Consider the following 25,257-nt stretch of genomic DNA (forward strand, 5'->3'; position numbering starts at 1 on the left):
AACCGATAGAGGCGCGGTAGATGTTCACCATTGATGACCTGGCCGATCGACTCGGCGGCTATTTACCCCCGGATGAAATCCAGCAGGTCAAACGTGCCTTTTATTATGCTGAGCAGGCCCACGACGGCCAGCGGCGGCGTTCCGGCGAGCCTTACGTTACCCATCCGCTGGCGGTAGCGAATATTCTTGCCAATATGCACATGGACCATCAAAGCCTGATGGCCGCCATGCTGCATGACGTTATCGAAGATACCGGCGTTTCCAAAAAGGCCCTGGAGGCTCAGTTTGGCAAACCGGTAGCAGAACTGGTCGATGGGGTATCCAAACTTACCCAAATCACCTTTGAAGACAAAGCCGTCGCCCAAGCGGAAAATTTCCAGAAGATGGTGCTGGCGATGTCGCGGGATATCCGCGTCATCATCGTTAAGCTGGCCGACCGGCTGCATAACATGCGCACCCTGGGCGCCTTGCGCCCTGATAAAAAGCGCCGCATTGCCCGTGAAACACTGGAAATTTATGCCCGCATTGCCGGGCGACTGGGCATCAACACTATTCGTGTTGAGCTTGAGGATCTCTCTTTTCAAGCGATTCACCCGATGCGCGCCGAGCGCATCAAGCGTGCGGTGGCCAAAGCGCGTGGGCATCGGCGCAGCGCGATGCGTGAAATCCAGTCATCGCTGCAAAAAAGCCTGGATGAAGATGGCCTGAACGGCACAGTGATTGGCCGGCAAAAACATCTACTGTCGATCTACAAGAAGATGCGCGACCAGCGTAAGCCCTTCGCCGAAATTATGGATGTGTTTGGATTTCGCATCATTACCGAAGATGTGGCCAGCTGTTACCGAATTTTAGGCGTGGTGCATAACCTCTATAAGCCGGTACCGGGGCGCTTTAAAGACTATATTGCGATTCCCAAAGCGAACGGCTACCAGAGCCTGCATACCACCTTGTTTGGTTCTCGCGGTATGCCTATTGAGGTACAGATACGTACCCGTGAGATGGAAGCGATGGCCAATAACGGTATTGCCGCTCACTGGCTTTACAAGGCAGGGCAAACGTCGCACCCGATTGCCGAAGGCAGCCACGCTCGTGCTCGCGCCTGGGTGAAAGGTTTGCTGGAGATGCAGCGCCACGCTGGCGATTCGCTAGAGTTTATCGAACACGTTAAAAACGACCTGTTCCCTGATGATATCTACGTGTTTACCCCCAAAGGCGACATCATGGAGCTGCCGCAAGGCGCGACCGTGATCGACTTCGCTTATACCGTACACACGGATATTGGCAATAACTGTATTGCTTGCCGGATTGACCGTCACTTGGCACCGCTCTCGACACGCTTAGAGAGCGGCCAGACGTTGGAAATTATTACCGCCCCTGGTGCGCGCCCGAACCTTGCCTGGCTTAGCTTTGTGACCACCGCCAAGGCGCGCTCGGCTATCCGCCATGCGCTGAAATACCAGCAGCAGACCGAAGCCGTCATGCTGGGTCGGCGGCTGCTCAATAAAGCCCTGGCGCCGTTTGATACCAGCCTGGAAGAGCTGGATGAAAGCGCTATTAAACGCGCCTTTAAAGAGTTGGACGTCTCTTCTGAAGAGTCTCTGTTGGAATCGCTGGGGCTAGGCAACCGTATGACGCACGTGGTGGCTCGCCGCTTAGTGGATGCCGCCCACGGTGATGATACTTATGAGCACCCCGCCGGTATTGAAGGCAGCAAAGCCGTGGTGATCAGCGGTAGTGAAGGCATGGTGACTAACTTTGCGCGCTGCTGCCACCCGCTACCGGGCGACCCTGTGGTGGGCCACCTTTCTACTGGCAAAGGCTTGGTCGTTCACCGCGCCGAATGTAAAAACGTGGTTGATAAAAACGATCCCGATAAGCTCTTCGCGCTGGAATGGTCGGACACGATTGATGAAGACTTCCCGGTGGCACTGCGTATTGAAATTGAGAGCCGCCGAGGGCTGGTGGCAGAACTGGCCGGACTGGTCACCGATGCCGATGCCAATATCGAGCGTATCGGCATTGAAGAGCGCGATGCCCGTCTTTCCACCGTTAATTTGACGCTGTCAGTGAAAGGACGCGTGCATCTGGCACGCATTATTAAACGCATCCGAAATCTACCCAACGTTAGCAAAATTACCCGACTCGCCAACTAATACGCCTATAACAGCATGCTGATGGTATATCGGTAGTGTTTACTATTGGCTGAGTGGGCAGGGCACTAATTAGAACGACTTATTACCCACTGAAGGAGCGAGACATCGCATGAGCAATAAGGCTGTTATCAACACCAGCAAAGCACCCGCTGCTATTGGCCCGTACTCCCAGGCTATTAAAGCGGGGAACACGGTGTATCTCTCGGGCCAGATTCCGCTAGACCCTACCACCATGACGATTGTCTCTGAAGATTTTGAAGCTCAGGCACGTCAGGTCTTCACCAACCTGCAAGCCGTGTGTGAAGAAGCGGCAGGCTCGCTGAGCGATATCGTTAAGCTAAATCTGTATTTGGTCGACTTGGATAACTTTGCAATTGTTAACCAAGTCATGGAAGAGTTCTTCACCGCTCCCTTTCCAGCCCGCGCCGCCGTCGGCGTGAAAGCGCTGCCCAAAGGCAGCCAGGTGGAAGCCGAAGCGGTCATGGTGATTGGCGATTAACCGGGTTGAATTAGGCGCTGTTGACCTCTAGAAAGCCGCCTTCTTTCAGCACCTGTGCATACCCTTCACGGTAGCTGGGAAAGCGGAACTGATAGCCAGTGCTAACAATGCGCTGGTTATCGCACCGTTTGCTGGCCCGACGGCGTAACGGTGACTGCATAGTTTCAGAGGCTTCCACTTTTAACTGAGTTGCCAGCCACATCATCACGTTATGCATGGTGACCGGCTCGCAGTCGCTGCCCAGGTAGATATCGGCCAGCGTTTCACCGCTCTCTTGATAGCGAATCAGGTGGGCGATAATACCGGTGCAGTCGTCGCGGTGAATGCGATTGGAATAGATCACCGGGGTGATCGCCGCCACGCGGCCTTCAGCGACCTGATGAATTAGCCGGTCGCGGCCTGGGCCGTAAATGCCTGAGAAGCGAATGACCGTGCCGGGCAGGGGATGATTGATCAGCGCCTGCTCGGCTTCGCACATCAGTGTGCCCGAGAAGCTGCTGGGGTCAGTGGGGCTCTCTTCATTGACTACTTCGCCTTCCTGCTGGCCATGTACGCTGGTTGAAGAGACGAAAAACACCCGGCGCGGCGGCGTCTTGTGCTGCTCCATCACACGCAACACGCGCTTTAACCCTTCTGGGTAGGCGGTTTGATAGGCACTCTCTTCGAAACGGTCAGCGCTGACCGTATAAACCACATAGTCGGCGTGGGGAAGGCTTTTGGCATCGGCGTCTTCGAGGTCGTTTAAATCCAGCTTTAGCGGCTTAATACCGGTGCCTTTTAAGGCCTCGATGTTGCGCCGCAACCCAATCACTTGGTGCCCTTCCTCAAGCAACTCGCGCCCAAGGTTGATCCCAATATCGCCACAGCCGATAATCAGTACGGTTAGCTTCACCGTGCTCACTCCTCTTGATTAATATTCCCTATTAGATGCAAAGTCTTTACCAACGTTGACATTGAACTGTGTCATTGTCGGGTGAGAAAACCGTCGGCAGAGCTTGCTTGTCCTTTACCATCCCGCTGACTGCTATGATGCTAGGTTTTTCGTACAACGCTGTTTTCGCACAAACACTGTTTTCGTACATACCCTAGTCACAAGCTGCTACGAGAGGATGCCACTGGCACCGCTATGACTTTAACAGAACTTCGCTACATCGTAACCCTCGCCCAGGAGCGCCACTTTGGACGCGCGGCAGAACGCTGCCACGTTTCACAGCCCACACTCTCCGTGGCGGTGAAAAAGCTGGAGGAGGAGCTTGAAACGCCGCTGTTTGAGCGCTCTAAGTCCACCGTACAAGTGACCCCGCTGGGTGAAAAGATCGTTGCTCAGGCGCAGCGTGTGCTGGAACAGAGTACGCTGATTTTCGAGCTGGCCAGTAGCGGCAAAGATCAGTTGGCCAACCCGCTGCGCATTGGCGCGATTTATACGATCGGACCCTACCTGTTTCCTCATCTGGTCCCTGCGCTGGCCAACGCGGCCCCGCAGATGCCGCTGTATATTGAAGAAGGCATGACCGGCACGCTGCGCGCCAAACTCAGAAGTGGCGAGCTGGATGTGATTATTGTGGCGCTGCCGTTTACTGAAACCGATGTAGTGACAAAGGCCATCTATGAGGAAGACTTTGAGGTACTGATGCCCGCCAATCACCCTTGGGTGTCGCGCGAAGCGATCAATAAAGAGGATTTACTCGAAGAGCGCCTGCTGCTGCTTGGCGAAGGTCACTGCTTCCGGGACCAGATTCTGGAAGCCTGCCCGGCGATTACCCAAAAGCTCAACAGCCCCAACAATACGCTGATTGCCGAAGGCGGGTCGCTGGAAACCATTCGCCATATGGTGGCCTCTCGATTGGGCATCACCGTGCTGCCGCAGTCCGCGCTGGGCACCGACCAGTATGAAAATGCCATGCTGGTCAGTCGACCTTTTGTTGATCCAGTACCGTCGCGCACCGTGGCGATCGCCTGGCGGGCGAGCTTTCCCCGCCCTAAAGCCATTGAGGCGCTGATTCAGGCGATCAGCCACTGCCGTCAACCTGCCCAAGCCGTGAAAAGCGCCCCATGAGCGATCTTTCCGCGCCGATTACCGCGCTGAAGGGCGTAGGCGAAGCGCTGGCGCTAAAGCTTGGCCGGCTGGGGATTGAGCGCGTTAGCGACCTACTGTTTCACCTGCCCTTGCGCTATCAGGATCGCACGCGGCTGACGCCAATTGGCCTGCTGCGGGCAGGGCAGGAGGCGGTGATAGAAGGCGAAGTGACCGCCTGCGATGTGGTTAAAGGTCGCCGCCGCAGCCTGTTGGTACGCCTGCGTGATGCCAGCGGCATTCTGAGCCTGCGCTTTTTTCACTTTTCGCCCGCCCAGCAGCAACAGCTACGCCCTGGCGCGACGGTACGCGCCTTCGGTGAAGCGCGGGCCGGGGCCACCGGTTTAGAGATCTACCACCCCGAATACCGCCTCAGTGGTGGCAGTGAAACGCCGGTCGATGAGTATTTCACACCTATTTACCCCACCACGGAAGGCTTGAACCAACCGCGGCTGCGCGCGCTGGCTCAACAGGCGCTCGCGCTTCTCGACAGCGCCCCCGAGGCCTTGCCCGATGTGATTCCCGATACGCTGCTTCAGCGCTTTCAGCTACCGGGCTTGCACGCCAGCCTGCACCTGTTACATCAGCCACCGCCCGATGTGAACATCGAGCAACTCACCAGCGGCCAGCATCCGGCCACGCGGCGTTTAGCGCTGGAAGAGCTGCTTGCTCACCAGCTTAGCCTGCGCGAGGTTCGCTTGCGCATACAGGCGGATGGCGCTCCTTCGCTGCCCTCCGGGCGCAGCCTACAGGCGCGCTTTCTGGCCCAATTACCGTTTGCCTTGACCGGTGCTCAACGCCGGGTACTTGAAGAGATCGGCCACGACTTGAGCCGCCCCGCGCCGATGCTGCGCTTGATTCAGGGGGATGTGGGATCGGGTAAAACCGTGGTCGCCGCTATGGCCGCGCTGAGCGCTTTGGCGGGCAATTGTCAGGCGGCGATTATGGCGCCCACTGAAATCCTCGCCGAGCAGCACTACCGCTCGTTCAAAGCCTGGTTTGAGCCGCTGGGCATCGAAGTAGCGTGGCTGGCGGGCAAGCTCAAAGGCAAAGCGCGGCTGGATGCCAAAGCGGCGATTGCCGATGGCCGCGCGCGTATGGTGGTGGGCACTCATGCACTGTTTCAGGACGACGTGCACTTCCAGTGCCTGGGGTTGGCGATTATTGATGAGCAGCACCGCTTTGGCGTGCATCAGCGCCTGGCGCTACGCGAGAAAGGCGAAGCGGGCGGGCTTACTCCACACCAGCTGATCATGACCGCCACACCGATTCCCCGCACCTTAGCCATGAGTGCCTATGCAGATCTGGATGTTTCGGTGATCGACGAGCTACCTCCCGGCCGTACGCCGGTGAAAACCGTGGTGGTGCCCGATGAGCGTCGCCCTGAAGTGGTTGAGCGTATTCGACTGGCCTGTAGCGAAGGCCGTCAGGCCTATTGGGTCTGTACGCTGATTGACGAATCCGAAGTGCTGCAGTGTCAGGCTGCCGAAGTCACCCGGGATGAGCTAACCGTAGCGCTTCCTGAATTGGCGGTAGGGTTGGTGCACGGGCGCATGAAGTCGAGCGAGAAAGCCGAAGTAATGACCGCCTTTAAAGCGGGGGAGCTGGACCTGCTGGTAGCGACGACGGTAATCGAAGTGGGGGTGGATGTGCCCAACGCCAGCCTGATGATTATCGAAAACCCTGAACGCCTGGGGCTTTCTCAGCTTCACCAACTACGGGGCCGGGTAGGACGGGGCAGCACGGAAAGCTTCTGCGTACTGCTCTACCATCCGCCACTGTCGAAAAGCTCCCGCCAGCGCTTGGCGGTGATGCGCGAAACCACTGACGGTTTCCGCATCGCCGAGAAAGACCTGGAAATTCGTGGCCCCGGCGAAGTGCTCGGCACTCGCCAAACTGGCTTGGCACAGATGAAAATCGCCGACCTGGAACGCGATGCCGATCTTCTGGAGCGAGTCAGCACCATGGCCCAAACGCTGCAGGGCAATCCCGAAATTACCGCCGTGCTGGTACGTCGTTGGTTAGGCGAGGCGGCAGGGCGCTATGGGCAGGTTTAGGCGTTAGCGGTGGCTGTGATCTTCATTGCCGCTTCCCACCAATCGATTAGCGGCTTCGCCCAGCGGGGCCAATTGCTCGGTAATAAAACGTAGCTGGCTCTGGATAGGTCGGTAGAGGGTGACCGCTTGTTTGTCTGCTGCTACCGCATTCTGCTCTTCTAACTGGGCTAACAGTTCAGCGGCTTGATCCGTTAGCGCCTCAACCGGCTGGCGCTGGCGTAATCGTTCCGCAATCTGACCCAACAGCTCACCGATACGTTTTGCTACCGGCACCAGTGTGGCGTCGTCTTCATCGTCTGCTAACTGGTGGCGGTGGGCGCCTAGCGCTGAAAGGTGGCTGAGCAGGGTATTGGAGAGTACTAAAAAGCGTAGGCCGTTGTCCGCGTCCAATTTCCGGTAGTGCCCCGGTTCATGGAGCATATTGGTGAGCAGGGTGGAGAGCGCTGCATCGGCGTTATGGGCATTGCGCCGGGCTAGGCGATAGGCCAAGTCATCTTGCTTGCCCTCCTCGTACTGGTGGATGATCTCGTCCAGATAGCGGCGGTGATTGGTTAGCGCGTTGGCGGCCTCCCGGTAAAGCCTGCGCCCCTGCCAGTCGGGCAGGATAAAAAACACCGCCAAGCCCGCAATCAGCGAGCCCAGCAGGGTATCGAGTAGGCGCGGCAGGATTAGGTTATAGCCGTCGCCCACTTGGTTGAAGCTGCACAGCACCAGCAGGGTGATGGACGCCGTGGCGATCACGTAGTGTTTTTCGCGGTTGGCGAAAAACGAAACCCCGGCGGCCACGGCGATTATGCTTTGCACTAGCGGATGCGGAAAGAGGCTGATCGACGCCCAGCCCACCACCAGGCCTAATACCGTGCCAATAATCCGCTGTGACAAAAATCGTCGCGTGGTAGCAAAGTTGGGCCGACAGACAAACAGCGTGGTGAGCAGAATCCAAAAGCCCTGTTCGGGGTCGATCCACTGCATCAGCCCATAGCCGGTCGTGAGGGCAATGGAGAGCCGCACTGCATGGCGAAAAGTGGGGGAGCCGAGAGTAAAGTTTAGGCGCACCCGCTTCCACGCTTCCAATACGCTGGAGGGCGAGCGGTCATACAGTGAGCTATCGCGACGATCATCGCTGACACCAGGGTTATGGGCACTGGCGAGCTGATTTTCCAGGGTGGCCAGATTCTCTGCTAGCGCACTTAATGGATAGAGCAGCGGGCGCCACTCGGGCTTACCTCGGTCGCGTAAGTTCTCAATGGAAGCGTGTAAATCGGCCAGCGCCTCTTCGCTCTGCTGGTGGTCGAACGGCCTATTGAGTAGCAGCGATTTGGCCAACTGACGGCATGAGCGACCCTGCTGATCCAGCAGCCGCTGACAGCGAAACAGTACATCGTGGTGGAAGAATGCTTTGCTGAGCGCGCTGTAGGGGTAGTGGGTGGAGCTGGCGCGTTCGTGAATATCCTGGGCGATAAAGTAGATGCGCAGGTAGCGGTTGAGTTTTTGGTCGCCGCGCTGGCCCTCTAAGCGTCTGAAAATCATCTCTTTAGCTTGGTTGAGCGCATCGACGACTTTGCCGTTCTGGCGCGCCAAAGCCACCCGGCGGGCTTCCACATCCACACCGCGTACCGGTTCAAACAGCGCTGATTTGAGTATCAGAAACTCGCCCAGCGCTTTGTACACCCGCGCCATGCTCTGTTTGACCGGCTGGCGCGAAAACAGCGCGCACCACACTACCGAGATTAACCCATACCACACCGCACCCGCCAATAGCAGCAGTTGGCGTACCGCCACGTCTTCATCGACCCCGCCGTGCTGCTCGATATTGATCATCGAGTAGATCGACAGTATTAGCGTGCCGGAAGCGATGGTGGCATACCGTTGACCGATAGCGCCGAGCATAATCAGGGTAAAGGTCGAAAGCCCTAGCCCCACAACAAACAGCCACGGCCAGGGAAACAGCCACTGCACGATAAATGACGCCGAGGTAAAACACACCAGCGTTACCAGCAACGCTTGAAAACGGCCTTGCCAACTATCGTCAGTTTCAGACAGCGCGCAGGCGATAATGCCCAGAAAAAGCGGAATGACCAGCGCCACATCGCCCATTAAGCCGCTAAATAGCAACGCACCGCTGAACGCTATAAAAACGCGCAGGCTGTAGGCGAATTTATCCAGGGTCCAAAGGCGCCGTAGCGGCAACGTTATGGGCATAAAGGCTCTTATCGATGGTTATTAGACTTTAGTATAAATGCGTAGGCGTTGGATGTCGCTACTCTGCACTCAACGTTTGGGTGTTCTAAAAAATAGCGCACTAAAGCCCTATGATTGAAACAGTAACCTTTCGATACTCGGAGTGACTCTAAAAAAAACAGGGACACTCCTATGGATCTCAAGCTACTGCTGGACTGGCGTCTACATCTTACGGTGATAGTGACGTCGATGTTTGCCGAGTGGGTCGGCATCGTACGCATCCCCCTCGGGCCTGGAACACTGCTGTTACTACCGCTGCTCTATGCTTTTATCATTGGCGTACTGTTCAATCCTCATCTTTTCTCGGCAATGGGCAAGGTCATTCCCAAGCCAGTTAGCAATGCGGCTGGCCCGATTATTCTCATCGCCATCCTGCCATTTATCGCCAAGTTCGGTTCTACCATTGGCCCTGCGATCGAGCAGATTATCGCTGCCGGCCCCGCGCTGATTCTCCAGGAACTGGGTAATCTCGGTACCATGCTGATAGCGCTACCCTTTGCCGTATTAGTTCTCAAGATGGGCCGTGAAGCGATCGGTGCCACCTACTCTATCGCCCGCGAACCCAATATTGCCATTATTTCAGACCGCTACGGCCTCAGAAGCCCTGAAGGCATCGGCATCATGGGCGTGTACGTAGTAGGCACCATGTTCGGTACGCTCTACTTCGCCTTAATGGCGGGCTATATCGCCTCGCTGGATATTCTCGATATTCGTGCCTTGGCCATGGCCTGCGGGGTGGGCAGTGGCAGTATGGTGGCGGCGTGTTCGGCCGCATTAGCTGAAGCGGTACCCGCATCCAAAGACGAACTACTCGCCTTTGCCGGGGCAAGCAACCTGCTTACTTACGCCACCGGTCTGTATATATCGCTATTTATCGCGCTACCGATCACCGAGTGGATGTACAAGCGCTTAAAAGGCTCGCGCCAGGAGGTTAGCCATGAAAACTCATGAGAGCCCAATCGATCAGTTCGATGCTGAGGCGTTAAAAGAGCTACGTCCCGAAAACCAGCTAGGCAAAACCGCGTTGGTACTGGCAGCCGTGTGTGTGGCGGCATGGTTTAGCAATATCGTCAACGGTTCGCCTTTATTAGATGCGCTGCCCGGCATGTTGATTCTGTATGTCATGGTCATTATCGGCTTGGTCATCGGGCGCATATGCCCCTTTTACCTGCCCAGTGTGGCCTGGGTATCGCTGATCAGTATTATCGCGACGCTGCCATTCTTCCCGGGTAATGGGTGGATCATCGCACGGCTGGCCGAGGTGGATTTCCTGGCAGTGGTCACGCCGGTATTGGCCTACGCAGGGCTGGCGCTTACCGGGCGTGAGTTTGCCATGTTCAAGCAAACCGGCTGGAAGCTGGTGATTGTGGCCCTGCTGGTATTCACCGGCACCTTTATCGGCTCTGCCGTTGTCGCTCACGTGATGCTTTAAGGATAGACGATGACTGCTTCAGTAGACTTACCGGATAGTGCAGAACTAAAAGCGTGGCGCCATGATTTTCATCAGCACCCGGAAACGGCGTTTGAGGAGCACCGCACCAGTGCGCGTATTGCCGAGCTGCTGACTGAGTGGGGCTTTGAGGTAACCTCCGGGATTGCCGGAACGGGTGTGGTAGCCGCTCTGGATGGTCAACAGGGTGAAGGCAAAACCATCGGCCTACGGGCCGATATCGACGCTTTAGATATACGAGAAGAGACTGCGCTTGCCTACGCGTCGCAAACGCCGGGCAAGATGCACGCCTGCGGCCACGATGGCCACACGACCATGCTATTGGGCGCCGCCTGGGCGCTAAAGCAGCAGCCGGATTTCAAAGGCCGGGTGGTGTTTATCTTTCAGCCCGCCGAAGAGAGCGCAGGCGGTGGACGCGTCATGGTCGAAGAGGGGTTGTTTGAGCGCTTCCCTATGGATGCCGTGTACGGCCTGCACAACTGGCCGGGTCTGCCCGTAGGCGTCGCAGCGGTGCACGATACCGACGTCATGGCTGCCTTCGACATCTTTAGCCTGATGCTGACTGGCAAGGGCTGCCATGCGGCGATGCCCCATTTAGGTACGGATACGGTGTTGGCGAGCTGCCAACTGATCAGCCAACTGCAAGGGCTGGTGAGTCGTGAAACGCCGCCGGACAAATCTGCCGTGCTGAGTATTACCAGCATTAACGCGGGGGATACCTTCAATGTGATTCCCGAACAGGTGGCGCTTCGTGGCACGCTGCGCTGTTTTGATATGGCGCTTAAAGAGCACCTGGAGGCACGCTTTAAGCAGGCGATTGCCAGCTTGGCGGAGTTCCACGGCTTAACCGTTGAGCTGGATTACCAGCGCTGCTATCCCGCCACGATCAATACCCCTGAACACGCCCAGCACTGCGCCTCGGTGCTGGAAAACTTACTTGGCAGCGACAATGTGATTCGCAACCCGCCGCCAAGCATGGCCTCTGAGGATTTCTCGTTCCTGTTGGCCGAGCGCCCAGGGGCCTATATCTGGATGGGCAATGGCGAGGATTCCGCTTCGCTGCATAACCCACGCTATGACTTTAACGACGCCTTGCTGCCGATGGGTGTGCGCTACTGGGTGGAGCTGGTAAGGGCGCTTCTCGTCTAAACCCAGGGTTAAGTCTCTTTAAGAACTAACGTTACACGCTCTCTGATGCCCACTGGGTAGGGGAGCGTCTACGCCAAATATCCATACCAAGCATAGCGTCTCGTTATCAAAAGGGCGCTTAGGGAGTTTTAGGATGTCTTTAATAGCTGAGCCTTTAACCATTACCGTCATTGGGCTGGGTCAGATGGGTGGCAATATGGCGCTCACCCTCAAAGCAGCAGGGTTTGAAGTAACGGGTAGCGATGTATTTGAGCAAGCGCGGTCGCGCCTTGCTGCTCAAGGGTTAACCGTTGTGGTTCCCGAAGAACTACCCGCAAGCGACGTTTACCTGCTGTCGCTGCCCACCTCTGCCCATGTGCGTGAAGTGATTGAGCAATCTCCAGGCCTGCTTAACCTTGCGCCGAAAGGTAGCGTGATTGTTGATACCTCCACCAGCGCCCCCGCCGTGACGCGTGAATTGGCTAAAAAAGTAACCGCAGCGGGCCTTCTATGGTTGGATGCTCCGGTTAGCGGCGGCCCGAAAGGCGCTGCCAGCGGCAAGTTGGGGATGTTGTTGGGAGGCGATGAACGCACTATCGAACGGGTATTGCCGATGCTGGAAGCGATGTCGGCCAAGCGCACCCATGTGGGCGGCCCGGGCAGCGGCCATGTGGTCAAACTTGCCAATAATTACCTGTGTGCCGCGCACTTGTTAACCACCGCCGAAGCCGTGGCGATGGCAGCCAAAGCGGGCGTTGCCCCCGCCGCCTGCTTGGCGGGCCTTAATAGCGGCTCAGGGCGCAGCGCGGTTAGCGAGGTGAACTTCCCGGAGTGGGTGCTGAGCGAGCGCTTCGATTCTGGCTTTACCTCCGGTTTGATGCGTAAAGACCTGCGTCTGGCGCGGGATGCCGCTGAGCAACTCGGTATCCCCTTGCCGTTGCTACAAGCTGTTGTTGATGCTTGGCATGCGAACCCCGAACAGCCAGCTGATAGCGACGACTTTAACCATATCACCACGCCGATATTAGCGCGTGGCAGCCAAGCGGAGGGCAGCCAATGAACTCACTTAGCCAATATGCCTGTGACCATCTTGCTGAACTGCTTAAAGGTTTCGGCTTAGCCGCTGCCACGCCGCTAAGCAACTGGATTGATGGGGCATTAGTCGCAGGGGAGGGTGAGGAAATCACCCTGATCAATTCGGCCACCGGCGAAGCCCTGGTGAGCTATTGTGATGCGGGCACGGCGTTGATTGAGCGTGCTACTCAAGCGGCTACGCGTGGGCAACGTGAATGGATGGCGCTCACCGCCAGCGAGCGTGGACGGCGCATGAATGCTGCAATACGCGGGCTGGAGGGCCATGAAGAGGCGCTGGCGCAGCTAGAAAGCGTCGTTGCCGGTAAGCCGATTCGCGACTGCCGCGCTGAAGTAGGCAAAGTGCGGGAAATGTTTGAGTACTACGCGGGCTGGTGCGACAAGCAGCACGGCGAAGTGATTCCAGTGCCTACCTCGCACCTTAACTATGTACGTCATGTGCCCTATGGCGTGGTGGGGCAAATTACCCCCTGGAACGCCCCGATGTTCACCTGCGCATGGCAACTGGCCCCGGCGATTGCAGCGGGCAACGGCGTAGTACTGAAGCCTTCCGAACTGACGCCCTTCTCATCGGTGGTAATTGCCCAACTGCTCGAATGCTCTGGAAAGTTCGGTCAGGGGCTTCCTAAAGGGTTAATAAATATCGTCAATGGGCTGGGCAAGTCGACTGGCGCAGCGCTGACCGACCACCCCACTATCAGCAAGCTGGTATTCGTGGGCTCTCCCCAGAGTGGCCGCATGATTGCTGAAGCCGGCGCACGCCGATTGGTGCCCAGCGTGTTAGAACTGGGGGGCAAATCTGCCAATATCGTCTTTGCCGATGCCAAGCTGGACGAAGCCGTCGCCGGTGCCCAAGCGGCGATTTTTGCCGCCGCAGGGCAGAGCTGTGTGGCGGGCTCACGGCTGTTGATTGAGCGTTCGGTGTTTGAGCAGGTCACCAGCCGTTTGGCCCGGGCCGCGGAACAGATTGCGGTCGGCCTTCCCAGCGATGAAGCGACGCGCATGGGGCCTTTGCAGAATCGCCGACAATTTGAGCAGGTCACCCGGATGATTGAGGCCGCCGAAGCGGCAGGCGCGAGAGTGTTAACGGGTGGCAAGCGTCCCGAAGGACTGCCAGACGAGGCCCACGGCTATTTTATCGCCCCTACCGTGCTGGTCGAGGTCACGCCGGATATGGAGATCGCTCAGCAAGAGGTTTTCGGCCCGGTGCTGATCGCCATGGCCTTTAATGACGAAGCCGAAGCCATTCAGCTCGCCAACGAAACCCGTTTTGGACTGGCCGGCGCCGTTTGGAGCCAGGATGTGGCGCGGGCACATCGTGTCGCTGGCCAGTTACGGGCGGGAACGGTGTGGATCAATAGCTATAAGGCGATCAGCGTGATGTCACCGTTTGGTGGCTTTGGCGATAGCGGCTTTGGCCGCTCTAGCGGTTTGGACGGCCTGCGCGAATACACGGTGCCGCAAAGCGTCTGGGTGGAAACGGCACCGGAAGCCAGCGTGGCATTTGGCTACGGCAGCGGCGTTGGTTGATTGTCCCATGGGACCTGAGGATATTGTTCTAACTTGCTGGGGCGCTTCGCTCCAGCAGCGTGAGGAGTTACTGCAATGAGCTTTGGCATTGATCACCCCTTAGTCGCGGTAGCCGATTTAGATGTGGCCGCCGAGCGCGCGGCCGCATTGGGTTTTACCCTCAATCCGCGCCACAGCCACCCCTGGGGTACCGATAATCACCTGCTGTTTTTACACAATAATTTCATTGAATTGATTGGCATTGCACATCCAGAGCTAACGGATTATCGGGATAGCAATGGCTTTCAATTTGCCAAATTGGTGGAAGATCGCTTAGCCATTGGCGAGGGGATCGCCATGGTGGCATTAGAAAGTGAAGCAATGTCGACGGATCATGCGCTGTTGACTGCGCGTGGTTTTGAAGGCCATTTGCCTATTGAGTTTCGCCGACTGGCACATCTTGCCAGTGGTGATGTAGAAGTGGGCGTAGCGTTAAATATCCTCCATGACCCTCAGCAGCCTTTCCTTACCCAGTTCTTGTGCCAGCAATTGCGTCCTGAGCTGTTTCGCACAGACCCGACCCTTGAGCGGCACGCTAATACGGCGACGTCTATTACCGATATTTGGTATGTGTCAGATAGCCCTGCTCGAGACTTGGAGCAGTTTCGTCGTATCCATGGCGATGAAGCGATTCAAACGCAAACAGGAGGCTTTAAAATCCACACCGATAAAGGGGTTTGCCACTTATTAAGCGACTGGGCAATAGGCGAGCGCTTTGAAATGTTGGCAGGGCTCCCGTCAGTGCCCGCCAGAGCGGTGGCGTTAACACTGGCCTGTGATGATATTGCCGTGGCGATTAATCACTGGCAGAAGCGCTCGCTACCTTTTGTACCACTGAACGCCCATCAGGCCGATATACCGCCTGAAGTGTTAGGCGGAACGGTGCTGCGTTTTTCTCAAATCACGGTGTGAGAATACTTTTCTGGGTGCAAACGCCGTTGTGCTCGGCAATATTGAAATTGGTGAGGGCTCGCGAATCGGTGCTGGCGCCATTGTCACAAAAAGCGTAACCGCTGGAGCGACTGGTGGGACTGCCTGCGACTGCGCGCTAATTCACATCGCGAAACGCTTGCATCCAGCGCTGCAGGTGGCGTAGGAGCAGAATGCTGGCCTTGGGCTGTTGCCTTCCTACCCGCGTGACCATGTGGGCCTGGGAGCGCTGAAACAGCGGATTATCTACCGGACGCGCCACTAGCGTGCCAGCTTCCAAATCGTGCGCAACAGCAAAGTCAGGCAGCAGGGTGATACCCATGCCGCTGCGCACATATTGTGCTAATACCACCATTGAATTGGTATTCATTGCCATGCGCGGGACTATGCGTGACTGCTGAAATGCTTGGTCGACCATTTGACGTACCCCATGGGTGGTGTCCCACATGGCCATCGGCTGATCGCTAAGCTGGGTCAGTGTGATCGGTGACGTCTGTCTGGTCAAAGGGTGGTTGGGCGGCAGAATAGCCATGAGTGGCTGAGGGGTAGATGACCAAAAACGCAGCTGGGGATGGGTACGCTCATGGAACATCAAGCCGATATGGCTATGATCGCCGACAATGGCATCAATAATGCCCGAGGTGCCTGCCGTATGGATATCGAGTTGGATACCCGCATAAAGCTGGATAAATTCGTGCAGCGGCGACGCTACTAGGTCACTGACAAATCCTTCACCGACGGTGAGCGATATCTTGCCGGTTTCCATGCGCTGGTAGGCTTCAAGTGACGCGATAAAGCCTTCGTCCAGTGCGCCGCGACGTTCGCAGTACTCAAGCAGCATTTCTCCTACGGGGGTGGGTGAAATGCCGTCGCGCTGACGCTCCATGAGGGTGGCTCCCAAGGCTTCCTCCAGCAGCGAAATTTGCCTGCTGACCGCCGAGGGAGCAATGTCCAGACGCGCCGCAGCACGGCGCACTGAACCAGACTCCAGGGTAACGCGGAAGTACACTAAGCGTTGATGAGGTATGTCCATCGGTAGCTGTTATACCTCTGCCTGGTTTACCCTTTGCTGATCGCTCAATACTGCAAATACTGGGCTACAAATATTTGAGCAGCTTCTGCAGCTTGTTCATATCGGCGGAGTCGCCCACTAAACGCACGTTGCCACTCATCATGCCGTCAAGAAAGGCCTGCTGAGTTGGCTTTTTGAGCACTTTTAACGCAGTGGCTTGGTCTCGGAAACGCAGTTCAAGGTCTAAGTCGACGGGCAGCCCTTTACCGGTGCTGATGCCTTTCGGCGTCATCCGGTAGTGGCGGGCGATGCTTAGATCTTCCGTGGCGATTCCCCAGTCCAGGCCGCGCATGCGTTCTAACTGTTCACGAAAGCGCGGCTTGCGGCGCAGGGCACGTTTGAGCAATATGCCCAGCAGCCACAGCGTCAGCTTGAGCTTCATTAGGAAACGGCGTCCTTAAGTCCTTTGCCTGGCTTAAAGGCAACATTTTTGCTGGCCGGAATTTGTAGTGGGGCACCGGTTTGTGGATTTTTACCGGTACGTGCTGCGCGCTCACGTACCGTAAAGGTACCGAAGCCGATCAGAGCGACATCTTCGCCCTTAGCAACGCTGTTAGTGATCTCATCCAAAATAACGTTCAGTACTTGGCCTGCTTTGTCTTTTGACAGGTCGGCACTTTCAGCGATGGCAGCAGCGAGTTCAGGTTTGCGCATAAGAAATCTCCCTTTAGTAAACAATCGAACTTTTGTTAAAGAATCGAGCGTAAAGCAAATGCAGGTTGTTGGGCGCGTCATTAGCACTAGGTAGCTTCTCTAGCCTAGTCGTGAACGCGACGAAAATCAGCCTAGCAGCGTAGGTGCTGCTCTGGAAAGCTCCACTTTCCTTCTCACGCAGCCCCCTGTCAACGCAAAACCAATCAAACGTCCGTCTTTATTTTCGGCTAACGCACTGATATCGCCACCTTCGCCTTCAATTCGCCAGCGTTCAGGTGGGGTGGTTGGCGGGTAGGCGACCACTGGCAGCAGGGGGGTTTTAACGACTATTGGCCAAGCGCCAAAGCTGACCAACGTGGGAGTGCCCGCAAGCGTTGCCGCCAATGCCTTGGCGCTCGCTTGCAGCGGCTGCACGTACATGGCGTTAACGCCATCGACGCAGGCGACATCGCCCAGGGCGTAAATATCGGGGTGTGAAGTACGCAGTTGGCGGTCAACTTGTATGCCGCTCGGCGATACGCTAAGACCCGCGGCTTCGGCAAGCGCCGTACGCGGCGTTAGGCCAGTTGCCATTAGTACGAGATCGGCGCTGATAGCCTCGCCGTTATCCAATCGTAATACGATGTCATCACCACTGCTGGGTGTTAGTGAATCTATCGTGCGGCCTAAGCAGAGTCGGATGCCTGCCTCATTGAAGGCATCGCCCAGGGCGTTGCCCAGCGGTGTGGGCAGCAGGCGGGGCAGTAGCGTAGCTTCAGGCGCTATGACGCTGACGTGATGACCTCCGGCGTACAGGTCATTAGCAAATTCACAGCCGACCAGCCCGGCGCCAACAATCGCCACCCTTGCTGGGCCTTGGCCTAACGCCTGATAAAAGCGTCGGTAGTCGTCTAAGTCATTAATGGTGAAACAGCGTGGGGCTACGCTGGGGTCGATGCTGAATGGTACCCTGGGCGCAGCGCCAGTGGCTAATACCAGTGTTTCGTAGCTTAGTTTTTCAGAGCTTAGTTTTTCAGAGCTTAGTTTTTCATAGTTGGGCGCTTGTCCAACGTCGAGAAGAAGTGTCCGGTTATCCACATCCAGTGCCGCCACGGGGGTGTGGGTAATGATGCGGACGTTTAACTCATCGCCCAGCTCGGCAGCGTTTCGCTGGGCCAGTTTGTCGGGCGCTAGGCCTTTAGCGAAGCCGGTGGAGAGTAACGGTTTGCTGTAATCGTCACCGCTGTCAGCACTAATCAACGTGATTGAACGCTGGTCACCGAGACGGCGTAGTGCCCGGGCTAAGCCAATCCCGGCCATTCCCGTGCCAATAATGACCAGCGCAGCATGGGATGAAGAGAGCTCTGGTTGTGAGGTGGGCATGCAGACACCAAAAAAGTCGCTGAAACAAAAGCCTGTTAGTGCTGCATGTTACACTAGTCGATCCGTTTATTGCCCTGGAGAACTTGGTGACGCCTGCAGCTTTTCGGCAAACTTCTCACTTTTCGAGCTGGCGTCCCGTTGCTGCGGCGCGGCCTGCCATGAGCCCTTCCTGGTGGCAGTGGGTTGCTTCTACCGACTCGTTAACCGCCCGCTTAATAATCGCTGGTGGTGAGAAACAGTTTCGGGTGCGGCTGCTACGCCAGGGTGTCGGCTGGCCGCGAGAGGATGAGGCACGGGCGTTGGGCATTGCTCCCAAGCGCTACGCATGGCTGCGTGAAGTCGCGCTGTGCTTGGATGAAACGCCGTGGGTGGTAGCGCGCTCCGTCGCCCCGCTTACGCAGTTAAAGGGCCAGCGTTTGGAAGGGTTAGGTGAGCGCTCGCTAGGCAGTTGGTTATTTCGTCAGCCAGGTTTAATTCGCGGGCCGCTTGAAGCCACTACCCAATCCCCCTTATTTGCTCGTATGAACGGTATCGAGAGCGACTGTACCTGGGGCCGACGCTCAGTGTTTTATCACGGCGGTAAGCACGGTGGACTGTCGTTGTTGGTGCAGGAGTATTTTTTGCGTGCGATGGCGGATGACCTTGACCTGCCATCGCGCTAGGCTAGCGCCTGCATCTTATTTTTCGTGAGGTAAGCATGGATCGTTCACTGTTGCGGCCGAAGGGATGGGCTCGCGTGGCAGATTTTATACAGCTGATGCGTTTGGATCGACCCATTGGCACTTGGTTGTTGATGTGGCCGACGCTTTGGGCGCTGTGGATTGCCGCTAAAGGGGTACCCGGCCGTGATGTACTGCTGATTTTTGTGGCCGGTGTTTACGTCATGCGCGCGGCTGGCTGTGTGGTGAACGATTATGCAGATCGCCATTTCGATGGCCATGTGAAACGCACTAAGCATCGCCCGCTCGCCACCGGTCGAATCAGCGAAACCGAGGCTCAATTGTTGTTTATTGGTTTGGTGGCCACAGCGTTTATTTTGGTGCTACTGACTAATTGGTTTACGGTGCTGCTCTCGCTGGGCGGAGTATTTCTGGCGGTTATTTACCCGTTCATGAAGCGTTATACGCACTTTCCCCAGGTGGTGCTGGGGGCGGCATTCTCATGGGCAATTCCAATGGCCTTTGGCGCCGTGCTGGGCCATGTGCCGTTGGAAGCGTGGCTGCTTTTCGGTGCAAACGTGCTATGGACGGTGGCGTACGACACGCAATACGCCATGGTCGATCGCGACGATGATTTAAAAATTGGTATTAAATCGACAGCTGTGCTGTTTGGCGACGCGGATCGCCTAATAATCGGCCTACTCCAGGTAGCCACCCTGGGGTTGCTGGCATGGGTAGGCTGGCGGGTTGGGTTAGGTGGGTTCTTTTGGCTAGGGCTCGCTGCAATGGCGGCAACTTTCCTGCATCAGCAGCGCTTAATTCGTTATCAGGAGCGGGATCTCTGTTTCCAGGCGTTTCTGAATAATCACTGGTCGGGGCTGCTGATTTTTGCGGGTATTGCGCTAAGTTGGTGGCCTGCGGCGGGTCAGTAACTGCCATTGTCATGTAACTGTCATCAAGTCATGGTGTTATCGTCACTGACATGTCATTGAACTGTTTTTCTTTGAACTGGCTTTTTTGCACACCGTGAGGCTCTGGTATGACCGCCAAAACCGTTCTGATTGTCGATGATGAATCGTCGATTCGCGAGATGATCGCGGTAGCGCTGGAAATGGCTGACTACCGTGTGCTCGAAGCAGATAACGCCCAGGATGCTCATGCCATGGTGGTTGACCACCAACCTGATTTATTGCTGCTTGACTGGATGATGCCTGGCACCAGCGGTATTGAGCTGGCTAGGCGCTTGAAGCGCGAAGAAGCTACCGCCGAGATCCCGATTATTATGCTCACCGCTAAAGGCGAAGAGGATAATAAGATCCAAGGGCTTGAAGCTGGCGCCGATGACTATATCACCAAGCCCTTTTCGCCCCGCGAATTGGTGGCACGGTTAAAAGCAGTGCTGCGCCGCGCGACGCCCCGTGGCGTTGAGGACCCAATTGAGATTAATGGCCTGTTGCTTGACCCGGTAAGTCACCGGGTAAGCGCTCACGGCAAAGCGTTAGAAATGGGTCCGACCGAGTATCGTCTTCTGCAGTTTTTTATGACTCACCAAGAGCGCGCTTACACACGCAGCCAGCTGCTTGACCAAGTGTGGGGCGGCAATGTTTACGTTGAAGAGCGCACGGTCGATGTGCATATTCGCCGCTTACGAAAAGCGCTGGGCGATGTGCATCAAAACCTGATTCAAACGGTTCGGGGTACCGGATACCGTTTCTCTGCACGGGTGTAAATGTGCGCCTATGGAGCCGTGAACTGTGGCGTCTAGCATGGCTGGCCACACTGGGTACTTGCTTAGGCTGGTTATTGGGCTCAGCAGGGCTAGGGCTTGCGGCAGGGCTTGCAGTATGTCTGTTCTATCACTTGCGGCAGCTACGCGAACTTTATTTATGGCTAACCCTACATCCTCACGATGAGCCGCCTGCCGCTCACGGTATGTGGGGTGAATTGTTTGATCGTTTATACCGCTATCAGAAAAGCCAGCGTATAACGCAAAGTCGGCTGCGCGCTACCTTGGCCCGTATTCAAGAGTCGTCTGAAGCGATGCGCGACAGTGTGGTCATGCTCGACCGCCACGGTGATCTGGAATGGTGGAACAGTGCTGCAACGAACATGCTGGGGCTACAAACCGCCCATGATCGTGGTCAACACATTACCAACCTACTGCGTGAGCCAAGTTTCATCCGCTATTTCAATGCCCGGGAGTATGGCGAGCCGCTAACGCTGACGTCGCCGATTGACGAGCGTCGAATCCTGCAGTATCAAATTACCCTGTACGGCGACGATGAACGGCTGGTAATGGCCCGGGATATCACGCGCTTGCACCGCCTGGAACAGATGCGGCGCGACTTTGTTGCCAACGTCTCTCACGAGCTGCGCACGCCGCTAACCGTCCTTTCCGGCTATCTGGAAACCTACAGCGATATTGCTGACCAGTTGCCGCCGCGTTTGGGCAAAAGCATCAACCAGATGCAGGAACAGACGCAGCGAATGCAAAACCTGGTCAATGATCTATTGCTGCTCTCTCGGTTGGAAATCGACCAGGGGGGGGAAGATCACCATCCGCTGTCGCTAGGGCCTTTGCTACAAAGCATTTGTGATGATGCGCTGGCGCTGTCGAATCAGCGTCATACCATTACAGTCGCGCTTGAAAGCGATGCACGCCTGCTGGGTAGTGAACAGGAAATTCGTAGCGCCATCTCTAACCTCGCTTTCAATGCCGTTCGCTATACGCCAGCAGGTAGCCACATCACATTACGCTGGAAAGCTAGCGCGACTGGTGGCGGCTATATCGATGTGGAAGACAATGGTGAAGGGATTGATCCTGTCCATATTCCCCGACTAACCGAACGTTTTTACCGTGTCGACAAAGGCCGCAGCACCGCAACTGGCGGCACTGGCTTAGGCTTGGCAATCGTCAAGCACGTACTATTACGCCACGATGCGCAATTACAGATTGAATCCCACCCGGGTAAAGGGGCGCTTTTTCGCTGCTCATTTCCCGCTTCACGTCTTGTATAGGTCTCAGTAAGCGACCTTTCGCACCATACCTGTAAAGGTGTGCAATATTGGCATGTGAGGTTGGTAAGAGTTTGCTCATGTGCCATTTTTATACAGTTTTTAGGCTTGGTATTTCGATGTTAACAGAGTGATATAGCTTAACTTGTTTTAATTAAGTTATTGATTTTTATTTGTTTAATTTTATTTTTTTTGTTTTTGGCATGCCCGCTGCATTGTTAAAAATAAGGAAGACGACCGCAGGAAATGCTGGCTTGTATATAAGCCCTTCTTTCTTAACCAAGCGGTAATAAACAGCGATCGGAGGTGGAATATGATGTCCAAGGATTTACTCAAGAAAGCTGGCATTTTAGGTGTATCTTTTGGTTTGATGGCAAGCCCGTTAGCTTTTGCTCAAACAGATGAAAATTCAGCTATTGATGAAAATCAGGGAATTACAGCTGAAGAGCAACCAATGGATCCCCAAGGTACTGATAGTTCAGACGGTCATGATACTAAAGACATGACTAACGATTTAACCCATGACGAAGGTGATGGAGCCAGCGACATGGATCCTCAGTCAAGCGATCACTCAGATGACGCTGAGTATGACGACGATGAGCTTGTAGAAGAAAACAGCGGTAGTTAATTGTTAATTATCATTTAGATATCAAAGAACGTCTTTTCAACGGATGAAAAGGTAATTGATAGGATGTTACAAAGGCAAGGATGCTTTTCAGGTTCAAGGATGAATCACTAGGAAATCAAACGTTAGTCAGGGTTAATTCCAAGGCTGGAGTCCGCTACAAGGAGTGGAAGCTAACGTTAGTTATTACCTATAGCCTATTCTGATATCGGACCCCGCCAGTCGGGGTCTGATTTTTTGCTGCCTGCTTTTTGTGGGCTTCTTCTACTGCATTTCCCTATTTTTACCTACCTACCTACCTACCTACCTACCTACCTACCTACCTACCTACCTACCTACCTACCTACCTACCTACCTTTTTGAGTGCATATCGTGAGCTACTCTCGCCCCTTTCATCCATGAGTAGTCTAGTTCATCCATGAGTAGTCTAGGTTTTGTACGAAAAGTCGGCGAGCGAAGACTAGACAAGGCAAAATTAACGAGAAAGCGGAGTTTACGAGGTGTAAATGAGCATTTCGAGGCGATTTTTAACGCCGTATTGTCGAGCGCAGGCAGTTTTCGTACAAAGCCTAAGTCTACTACTCGATAACGTAGCACAGGCGCGATGAGGTTAGCTTTAAAAGTAATTCTTAATATTAGCGTTTGAGGATGAGTGTGCCATAAAGGCACAGACAATTTTGCGCATGTGTCATTTGTGCACATGTATTTTGCGTGCTTTTGTTTTTAGTGGCTTAATATTGTGCGCAATTGATACTTAGTAAGTAATTGTTTTTATTTAATTTTATTAAATATAGTGGAGGTTGGCACGGTAACTGCTTTATCAGGGCAGTGAGGTCACCGCAGAGAGAAGCAAGCCAGCAGGCCCTTCTTTCTTCACTTCAGCGGTATTAAGCAGTCATTTGGAGTAATACTATGTTTAACGTTCTTTTTAAAAAATCAGCTGTTGTAGGACTTGCATTCGGTTTGCTGGCGAGCCCAGTTGCATTCGCAAATTTTTCCATCAAAGCTAATCAAGATCTGTCTGTTAATGATGAACCAATTCAGGCTCAATCACAGCGCACACATGAACAAGCAGTTTTTACCCCATCTGATTTGATGTACGACGTAGGTGATCGCCCTAATGTTATTAAGGCAGAATCCCATCGTACTAGTGTTCAAGCAGAATATACCGCTAAAGATTTGACGCATGACGTAGGCGATGGCAACGCTTGGTAACAAAAGTTTGCAATTAAGCGGAATGTATTACGTTTGAGGTGTGAGTTAATCACGCAGATGCGTGTCACACCGATAGGGATGCAGGTCGATTCAAGGAGTGAATCAATCGACAATCAGAGCGCTGGTCAGGGTTAAATTCCAAGGTTGGAGCGGAAAGGAAGCTAGCGCTAGTCATTGTCAAAGTATTGTGTCCTTAGACCCCGCTGATGCGGGGTCTGATTTTTTGTGACATCCCACACTCTCTCAAACCATTTTTCTCTCGTTTAAGGTGCTGCTTTCTAGGGGAGCCTAATTTCATTGCGTCGCTATGTATAGATAGCAGCCATATGAGTAATTAATGCACAATCATTTTGGGCACAAAAGGGTTGGTTAATTATTTTTAAGCGATATTTTGGTGTAAGTGTTTAATTATTAAATAATAATTTATATGTCTTTTTTGTCGCCTAATGTGCAACGTAAAGCGTAACAGCCGTTCTAATCATCATCGAACGGAATCCATGAATAATGAGGAGAACACCATGCTGCTAAAAGAAATGAGCAAAAATGTCGCCCTGGTAGGTATTGCTTTTGGTCTGGTCGCGAGCCCTCTGGCGATGGCGCACTCATCTATTGAGCTGAACCAAGACCGTACCGCTGGTCAGGGTGTCATCGACAAACCTGAGTCACATGCCGCTTCAAAACAATCTCATGTCTCGGCGGGCGACTTGAACCGTGATGAAAGCGAGAGCTTGGACTTTTCGCCCTCCAGTAGCCGTCCTTCTACGGCTGAAGAAGGGTCTACTTCTCGCCAAGAGGGTTACACTTCAGGGGAACTCAACCGGGGTGAAGGCGATAGTACCGACTGGTAAATAATGGAATAAGTGTAACTGCTAATGTAATCGTTGCTCGCTAAAAACCCCGCCGAAGCGGGGTTTTTGCTATATGTTAACTGCAGCCCACATCAGTGGTGATGCCCATCAGCAGCTTCGCTGCCTTCCTGGGCGCTCTGTATCCAGACTTCAATATCCACATCGTCTTGTTCTGCAAAGGTGAGCGTGAGAGGGAACCGCTCACCCTCCTTTAACGGCTCGCTTAGGCCAATCAGCATTAAGTGAAAGCCGCCACCCGGCCGCATGGTATAAGTCTCCCCTGCCTCGACACGAATCTCATCCACATGCCGCATCTGCATCATATCGCCGTCCATTTGCATATCATGCAGCTCAACGTTGCTGCTCACAGGGCTGCTCGCGCCGATAAGAGTAATAGGGTCTGAAAAGGCGGTGATATCGATGTAGGCTGCGCCGTTTACCGCCCCCGGTGGGGTAGGGGTAGCGAAGGGATGCGCAATGCGCAGAGCCTTAGTTTTTACGTCGTGGGCTACGGCCATAGATGCCATCGAAATAGACATAGCGCTAATCAAGAGTATGCCACCCAGCCAAGCCGTCGGTTTTAGCATGCGGTAATTCCTTTGTTGTTAATTGAG

General features: G+C 54.8%; 25 protein-coding genes. 18 read left to right on the forward strand and 7 right to left on the reverse strand.

Features of this window, described 5'->3' with window-relative positions; translation table 11 throughout:
* The first annotated feature begins 20 nt into the window (after nt 1-20).
* Nucleotides 21-2,153, forward strand: a complete 2,133-nt coding sequence (locus HZS80_RS01315; protein ID WP_179914915.1) for a RelA/SpoT family protein — start codon at nt 21-23, stop codon at nt 2,151-2,153.
* Nucleotides 2,154-2,262: 109 nt separating this feature from the next.
* A complete protein-coding gene (locus tag HZS80_RS01320; RefSeq protein WP_101145463.1) occupies nt 2,263-2,652 on the forward strand; it encodes a RidA family protein in 390 nt (129 codons plus the stop codon).
* Between the two features lie 10 nt (nt 2,653-2,662).
* Here the strand turns inward: HZS80_RS01320 and HZS80_RS01325 are convergent, their stop codons facing one another.
* Entirely contained in the window at nt 2,663-3,544 is an 882-nt protein-coding gene (locus HZS80_RS01325; protein WP_179914916.1) for an SDR family oxidoreductase, read from the reverse strand.
* 234 nt (nt 3,545-3,778) lie between these two features.
* Here HZS80_RS01325 and HZS80_RS01330 point away from each other — a divergent pair, with 234 nt between their 5' ends.
* Complete coding sequence (locus tag HZS80_RS01330; RefSeq protein WP_179914917.1) at nt 3,779-4,708, forward strand: hydrogen peroxide-inducible genes activator; 930 nt, start codon at nt 3,779-3,781, stop codon at nt 4,706-4,708.
* Nucleotides 4,705-6,783, forward strand: a complete 2,079-nt coding sequence (gene recG / locus HZS80_RS01335; protein ID WP_179914918.1) for an ATP-dependent DNA helicase RecG — start codon at nt 4,705-4,707, stop codon at nt 6,781-6,783. Before HZS80_RS01330 ends, recG begins: the two co-directional genes overlap by 4 nt.
* Before the next feature lie 3 nt (nt 6,784-6,786).
* Here the strand turns inward: recG and yccS are convergent, their stop codons facing one another.
* Nucleotides 6,787-8,985, reverse strand: coding sequence for a YccS family putative transporter (gene yccS, locus HZS80_RS01340; protein WP_179914919.1), 2,199 nt, complete (start codon nt 8,983-8,985; stop codon nt 6,787-6,789).
* A gap of 171 nt (nt 8,986-9,156) precedes the next feature.
* Between yccS and HZS80_RS01345 the strand changes: the two genes are divergently transcribed.
* From HZS80_RS01345 to HZS80_RS24045, 7 genes are all read left to right on the forward strand, one after another.
* Complete coding sequence (locus HZS80_RS01345; protein ID WP_022521099.1) at nt 9,157-9,975, forward strand: DUF3100 domain-containing protein; 819 nt, start codon at nt 9,157-9,159, stop codon at nt 9,973-9,975.
* Nucleotides 9,962-10,456 carry a hypothetical protein gene (locus HZS80_RS01350; RefSeq protein WP_035556187.1) on the forward strand — a complete coding sequence of 165 codons (495 nt, stop codon included), beginning with the start codon at nt 9,962-9,964 and terminating at the stop codon, nt 10,454-10,456. Before HZS80_RS01345 ends, HZS80_RS01350 begins: the two co-directional genes overlap by 14 nt.
* 9 nt (nt 10,457-10,465) lie before the next feature.
* On the forward strand, nt 10,466-11,623 hold the full coding sequence (locus HZS80_RS01355; protein WP_035556185.1) for a M20 aminoacylase family protein: 1,158 nt from the start codon (nt 10,466-10,468) through the stop codon (nt 11,621-11,623).
* 133 nt (nt 11,624-11,756) lie between these two features.
* Nucleotides 11,757-12,662 (forward strand): NAD(P)-dependent oxidoreductase, encoded by a 906-nt coding sequence (locus tag HZS80_RS01360; RefSeq protein ID WP_179914920.1) that lies wholly within the window; start codon nt 11,757-11,759, stop codon nt 12,660-12,662.
* Nucleotides 12,659-14,224 (forward strand): aldehyde dehydrogenase family protein, encoded by a 1,566-nt coding sequence (locus HZS80_RS01365; protein WP_179914921.1) that lies wholly within the window; start codon nt 12,659-12,661, stop codon nt 14,222-14,224. The genes HZS80_RS01360 and HZS80_RS01365 overlap by 4 nt, the downstream gene beginning before the upstream one ends.
* A 75-nt stretch (nt 14,225-14,299) precedes the next feature.
* Nucleotides 14,300-15,175 (forward strand): VOC family protein, encoded by an 876-nt coding sequence (locus tag HZS80_RS01370; protein ID WP_179914922.1) that lies wholly within the window; start codon nt 14,300-14,302, stop codon nt 15,173-15,175.
* A gap of 10 nt (nt 15,176-15,185) precedes the next feature.
* Nucleotides 15,186-15,359 (forward strand): hypothetical protein, encoded by a 174-nt coding sequence (locus tag HZS80_RS24045; RefSeq protein WP_179915070.1) that lies wholly within the window; start codon nt 15,186-15,188, stop codon nt 15,357-15,359.
* Here the strand turns inward: HZS80_RS24045 and HZS80_RS01380 are convergent.
* From HZS80_RS01380 to HZS80_RS01395, 4 genes are all read right to left on the reverse strand, one after another.
* Nucleotides 15,312-16,226 (reverse strand): LysR family transcriptional regulator, encoded by a 915-nt coding sequence (locus HZS80_RS01380; RefSeq protein ID WP_179914923.1) that lies wholly within the window; start codon nt 16,224-16,226, stop codon nt 15,312-15,314. The genes HZS80_RS24045 and HZS80_RS01380 overlap by 48 nt on opposite strands.
* Before the next feature lie 64 nt (nt 16,227-16,290).
* Nucleotides 16,291-16,647 carry a hypothetical protein gene (locus tag HZS80_RS01385; RefSeq protein WP_008957129.1) on the reverse strand — a complete coding sequence of 119 codons (357 nt, stop codon included), beginning with the start codon at nt 16,645-16,647 and terminating at the stop codon, nt 16,291-16,293.
* Nucleotides 16,647-16,919, reverse strand: a complete 273-nt coding sequence (locus HZS80_RS01390; RefSeq protein WP_007112276.1) for an HU family DNA-binding protein — start codon at nt 16,917-16,919, stop codon at nt 16,647-16,649. Before HZS80_RS01390 ends, HZS80_RS01385 begins: the two co-directional genes overlap by 1 nt.
* 126 nt (nt 16,920-17,045) lie before the next feature.
* Nucleotides 17,046-18,281, reverse strand: coding sequence for an NAD(P)/FAD-dependent oxidoreductase (locus HZS80_RS01395; protein WP_179914924.1), 1,236 nt, complete (start codon nt 18,279-18,281; stop codon nt 17,046-17,048).
* 38 nt (nt 18,282-18,319) lie between these two features.
* Between HZS80_RS01395 and HZS80_RS01400 the strand changes: the two genes are divergently transcribed.
* The 7 genes from HZS80_RS01400 to HZS80_RS01430 all read left to right on the forward strand — a co-directional run bounded on the left by HZS80_RS01400 (nt 18,320) and on the right by HZS80_RS01430 (nt 24,643).
* Nucleotides 18,320-18,943 (forward strand): chorismate--pyruvate lyase family protein, encoded by a 624-nt coding sequence (locus tag HZS80_RS01400; RefSeq protein WP_281662223.1) that lies wholly within the window; start codon nt 18,320-18,322, stop codon nt 18,941-18,943.
* Nucleotides 18,944-18,978: 35 nt separating this feature from the next.
* A complete protein-coding gene (gene ubiA, locus HZS80_RS01405; RefSeq protein ID WP_035556174.1) occupies nt 18,979-19,872 on the forward strand; it encodes a 4-hydroxybenzoate octaprenyltransferase in 894 nt (297 codons plus the stop codon).
* A 107-nt stretch (nt 19,873-19,979) separates the two neighbouring features.
* The gene (gene phoB / locus HZS80_RS01410; RefSeq protein ID WP_008957133.1) at nt 19,980-20,669 is read left to right on the forward strand and encodes a phosphate regulon transcriptional regulator PhoB; all 690 of its coding nucleotides are present in this window, start codon (nt 19,980-19,982) and stop codon (nt 20,667-20,669) included.
* 2 nt (nt 20,670-20,671) lie between these two features.
* Nucleotides 20,672-21,958 carry a phosphate regulon sensor histidine kinase PhoR gene (gene phoR / locus HZS80_RS01415; RefSeq protein WP_035556171.1) on the forward strand — a complete coding sequence of 429 codons (1,287 nt, stop codon included), beginning with the start codon at nt 20,672-20,674 and terminating at the stop codon, nt 21,956-21,958.
* Between the two features lie 310 nt (nt 21,959-22,268).
* Nucleotides 22,269-22,583, forward strand: coding sequence for a hypothetical protein (locus HZS80_RS01420; protein ID WP_035556169.1), 315 nt, complete (start codon nt 22,269-22,271; stop codon nt 22,581-22,583).
* A 909-nt stretch (nt 22,584-23,492) separates the two neighbouring features.
* Nucleotides 23,493-23,795, forward strand: a complete 303-nt coding sequence (locus HZS80_RS01425) for a hypothetical protein (protein WP_179914925.1) — start codon at nt 23,493-23,495, stop codon at nt 23,793-23,795.
* Nucleotides 23,796-24,313: 518 nt separating this feature from the next.
* Nucleotides 24,314-24,643, forward strand: a complete 330-nt coding sequence (locus tag HZS80_RS01430; RefSeq protein WP_052703691.1) for a hypothetical protein — start codon at nt 24,314-24,316, stop codon at nt 24,641-24,643.
* 92 nt (nt 24,644-24,735) lie between these two features.
* Here the strand turns inward: HZS80_RS01430 and HZS80_RS01435 are convergent, their stop codons facing one another.
* Nucleotides 24,736-25,230, reverse strand: coding sequence for a copper chaperone PCu(A)C (locus HZS80_RS01435; protein WP_035556165.1), 495 nt, complete (start codon nt 25,228-25,230; stop codon nt 24,736-24,738).
* Nucleotides 25,231-25,257: the final 27 nt, after the last annotated feature.

It is taken from the genome of Vreelandella glaciei (assembly GCF_013415125.1).
GTDB classification, from domain to species: domain Bacteria; phylum Pseudomonadota; class Gammaproteobacteria; order Pseudomonadales; family Halomonadaceae; genus Vreelandella; species Vreelandella glaciei.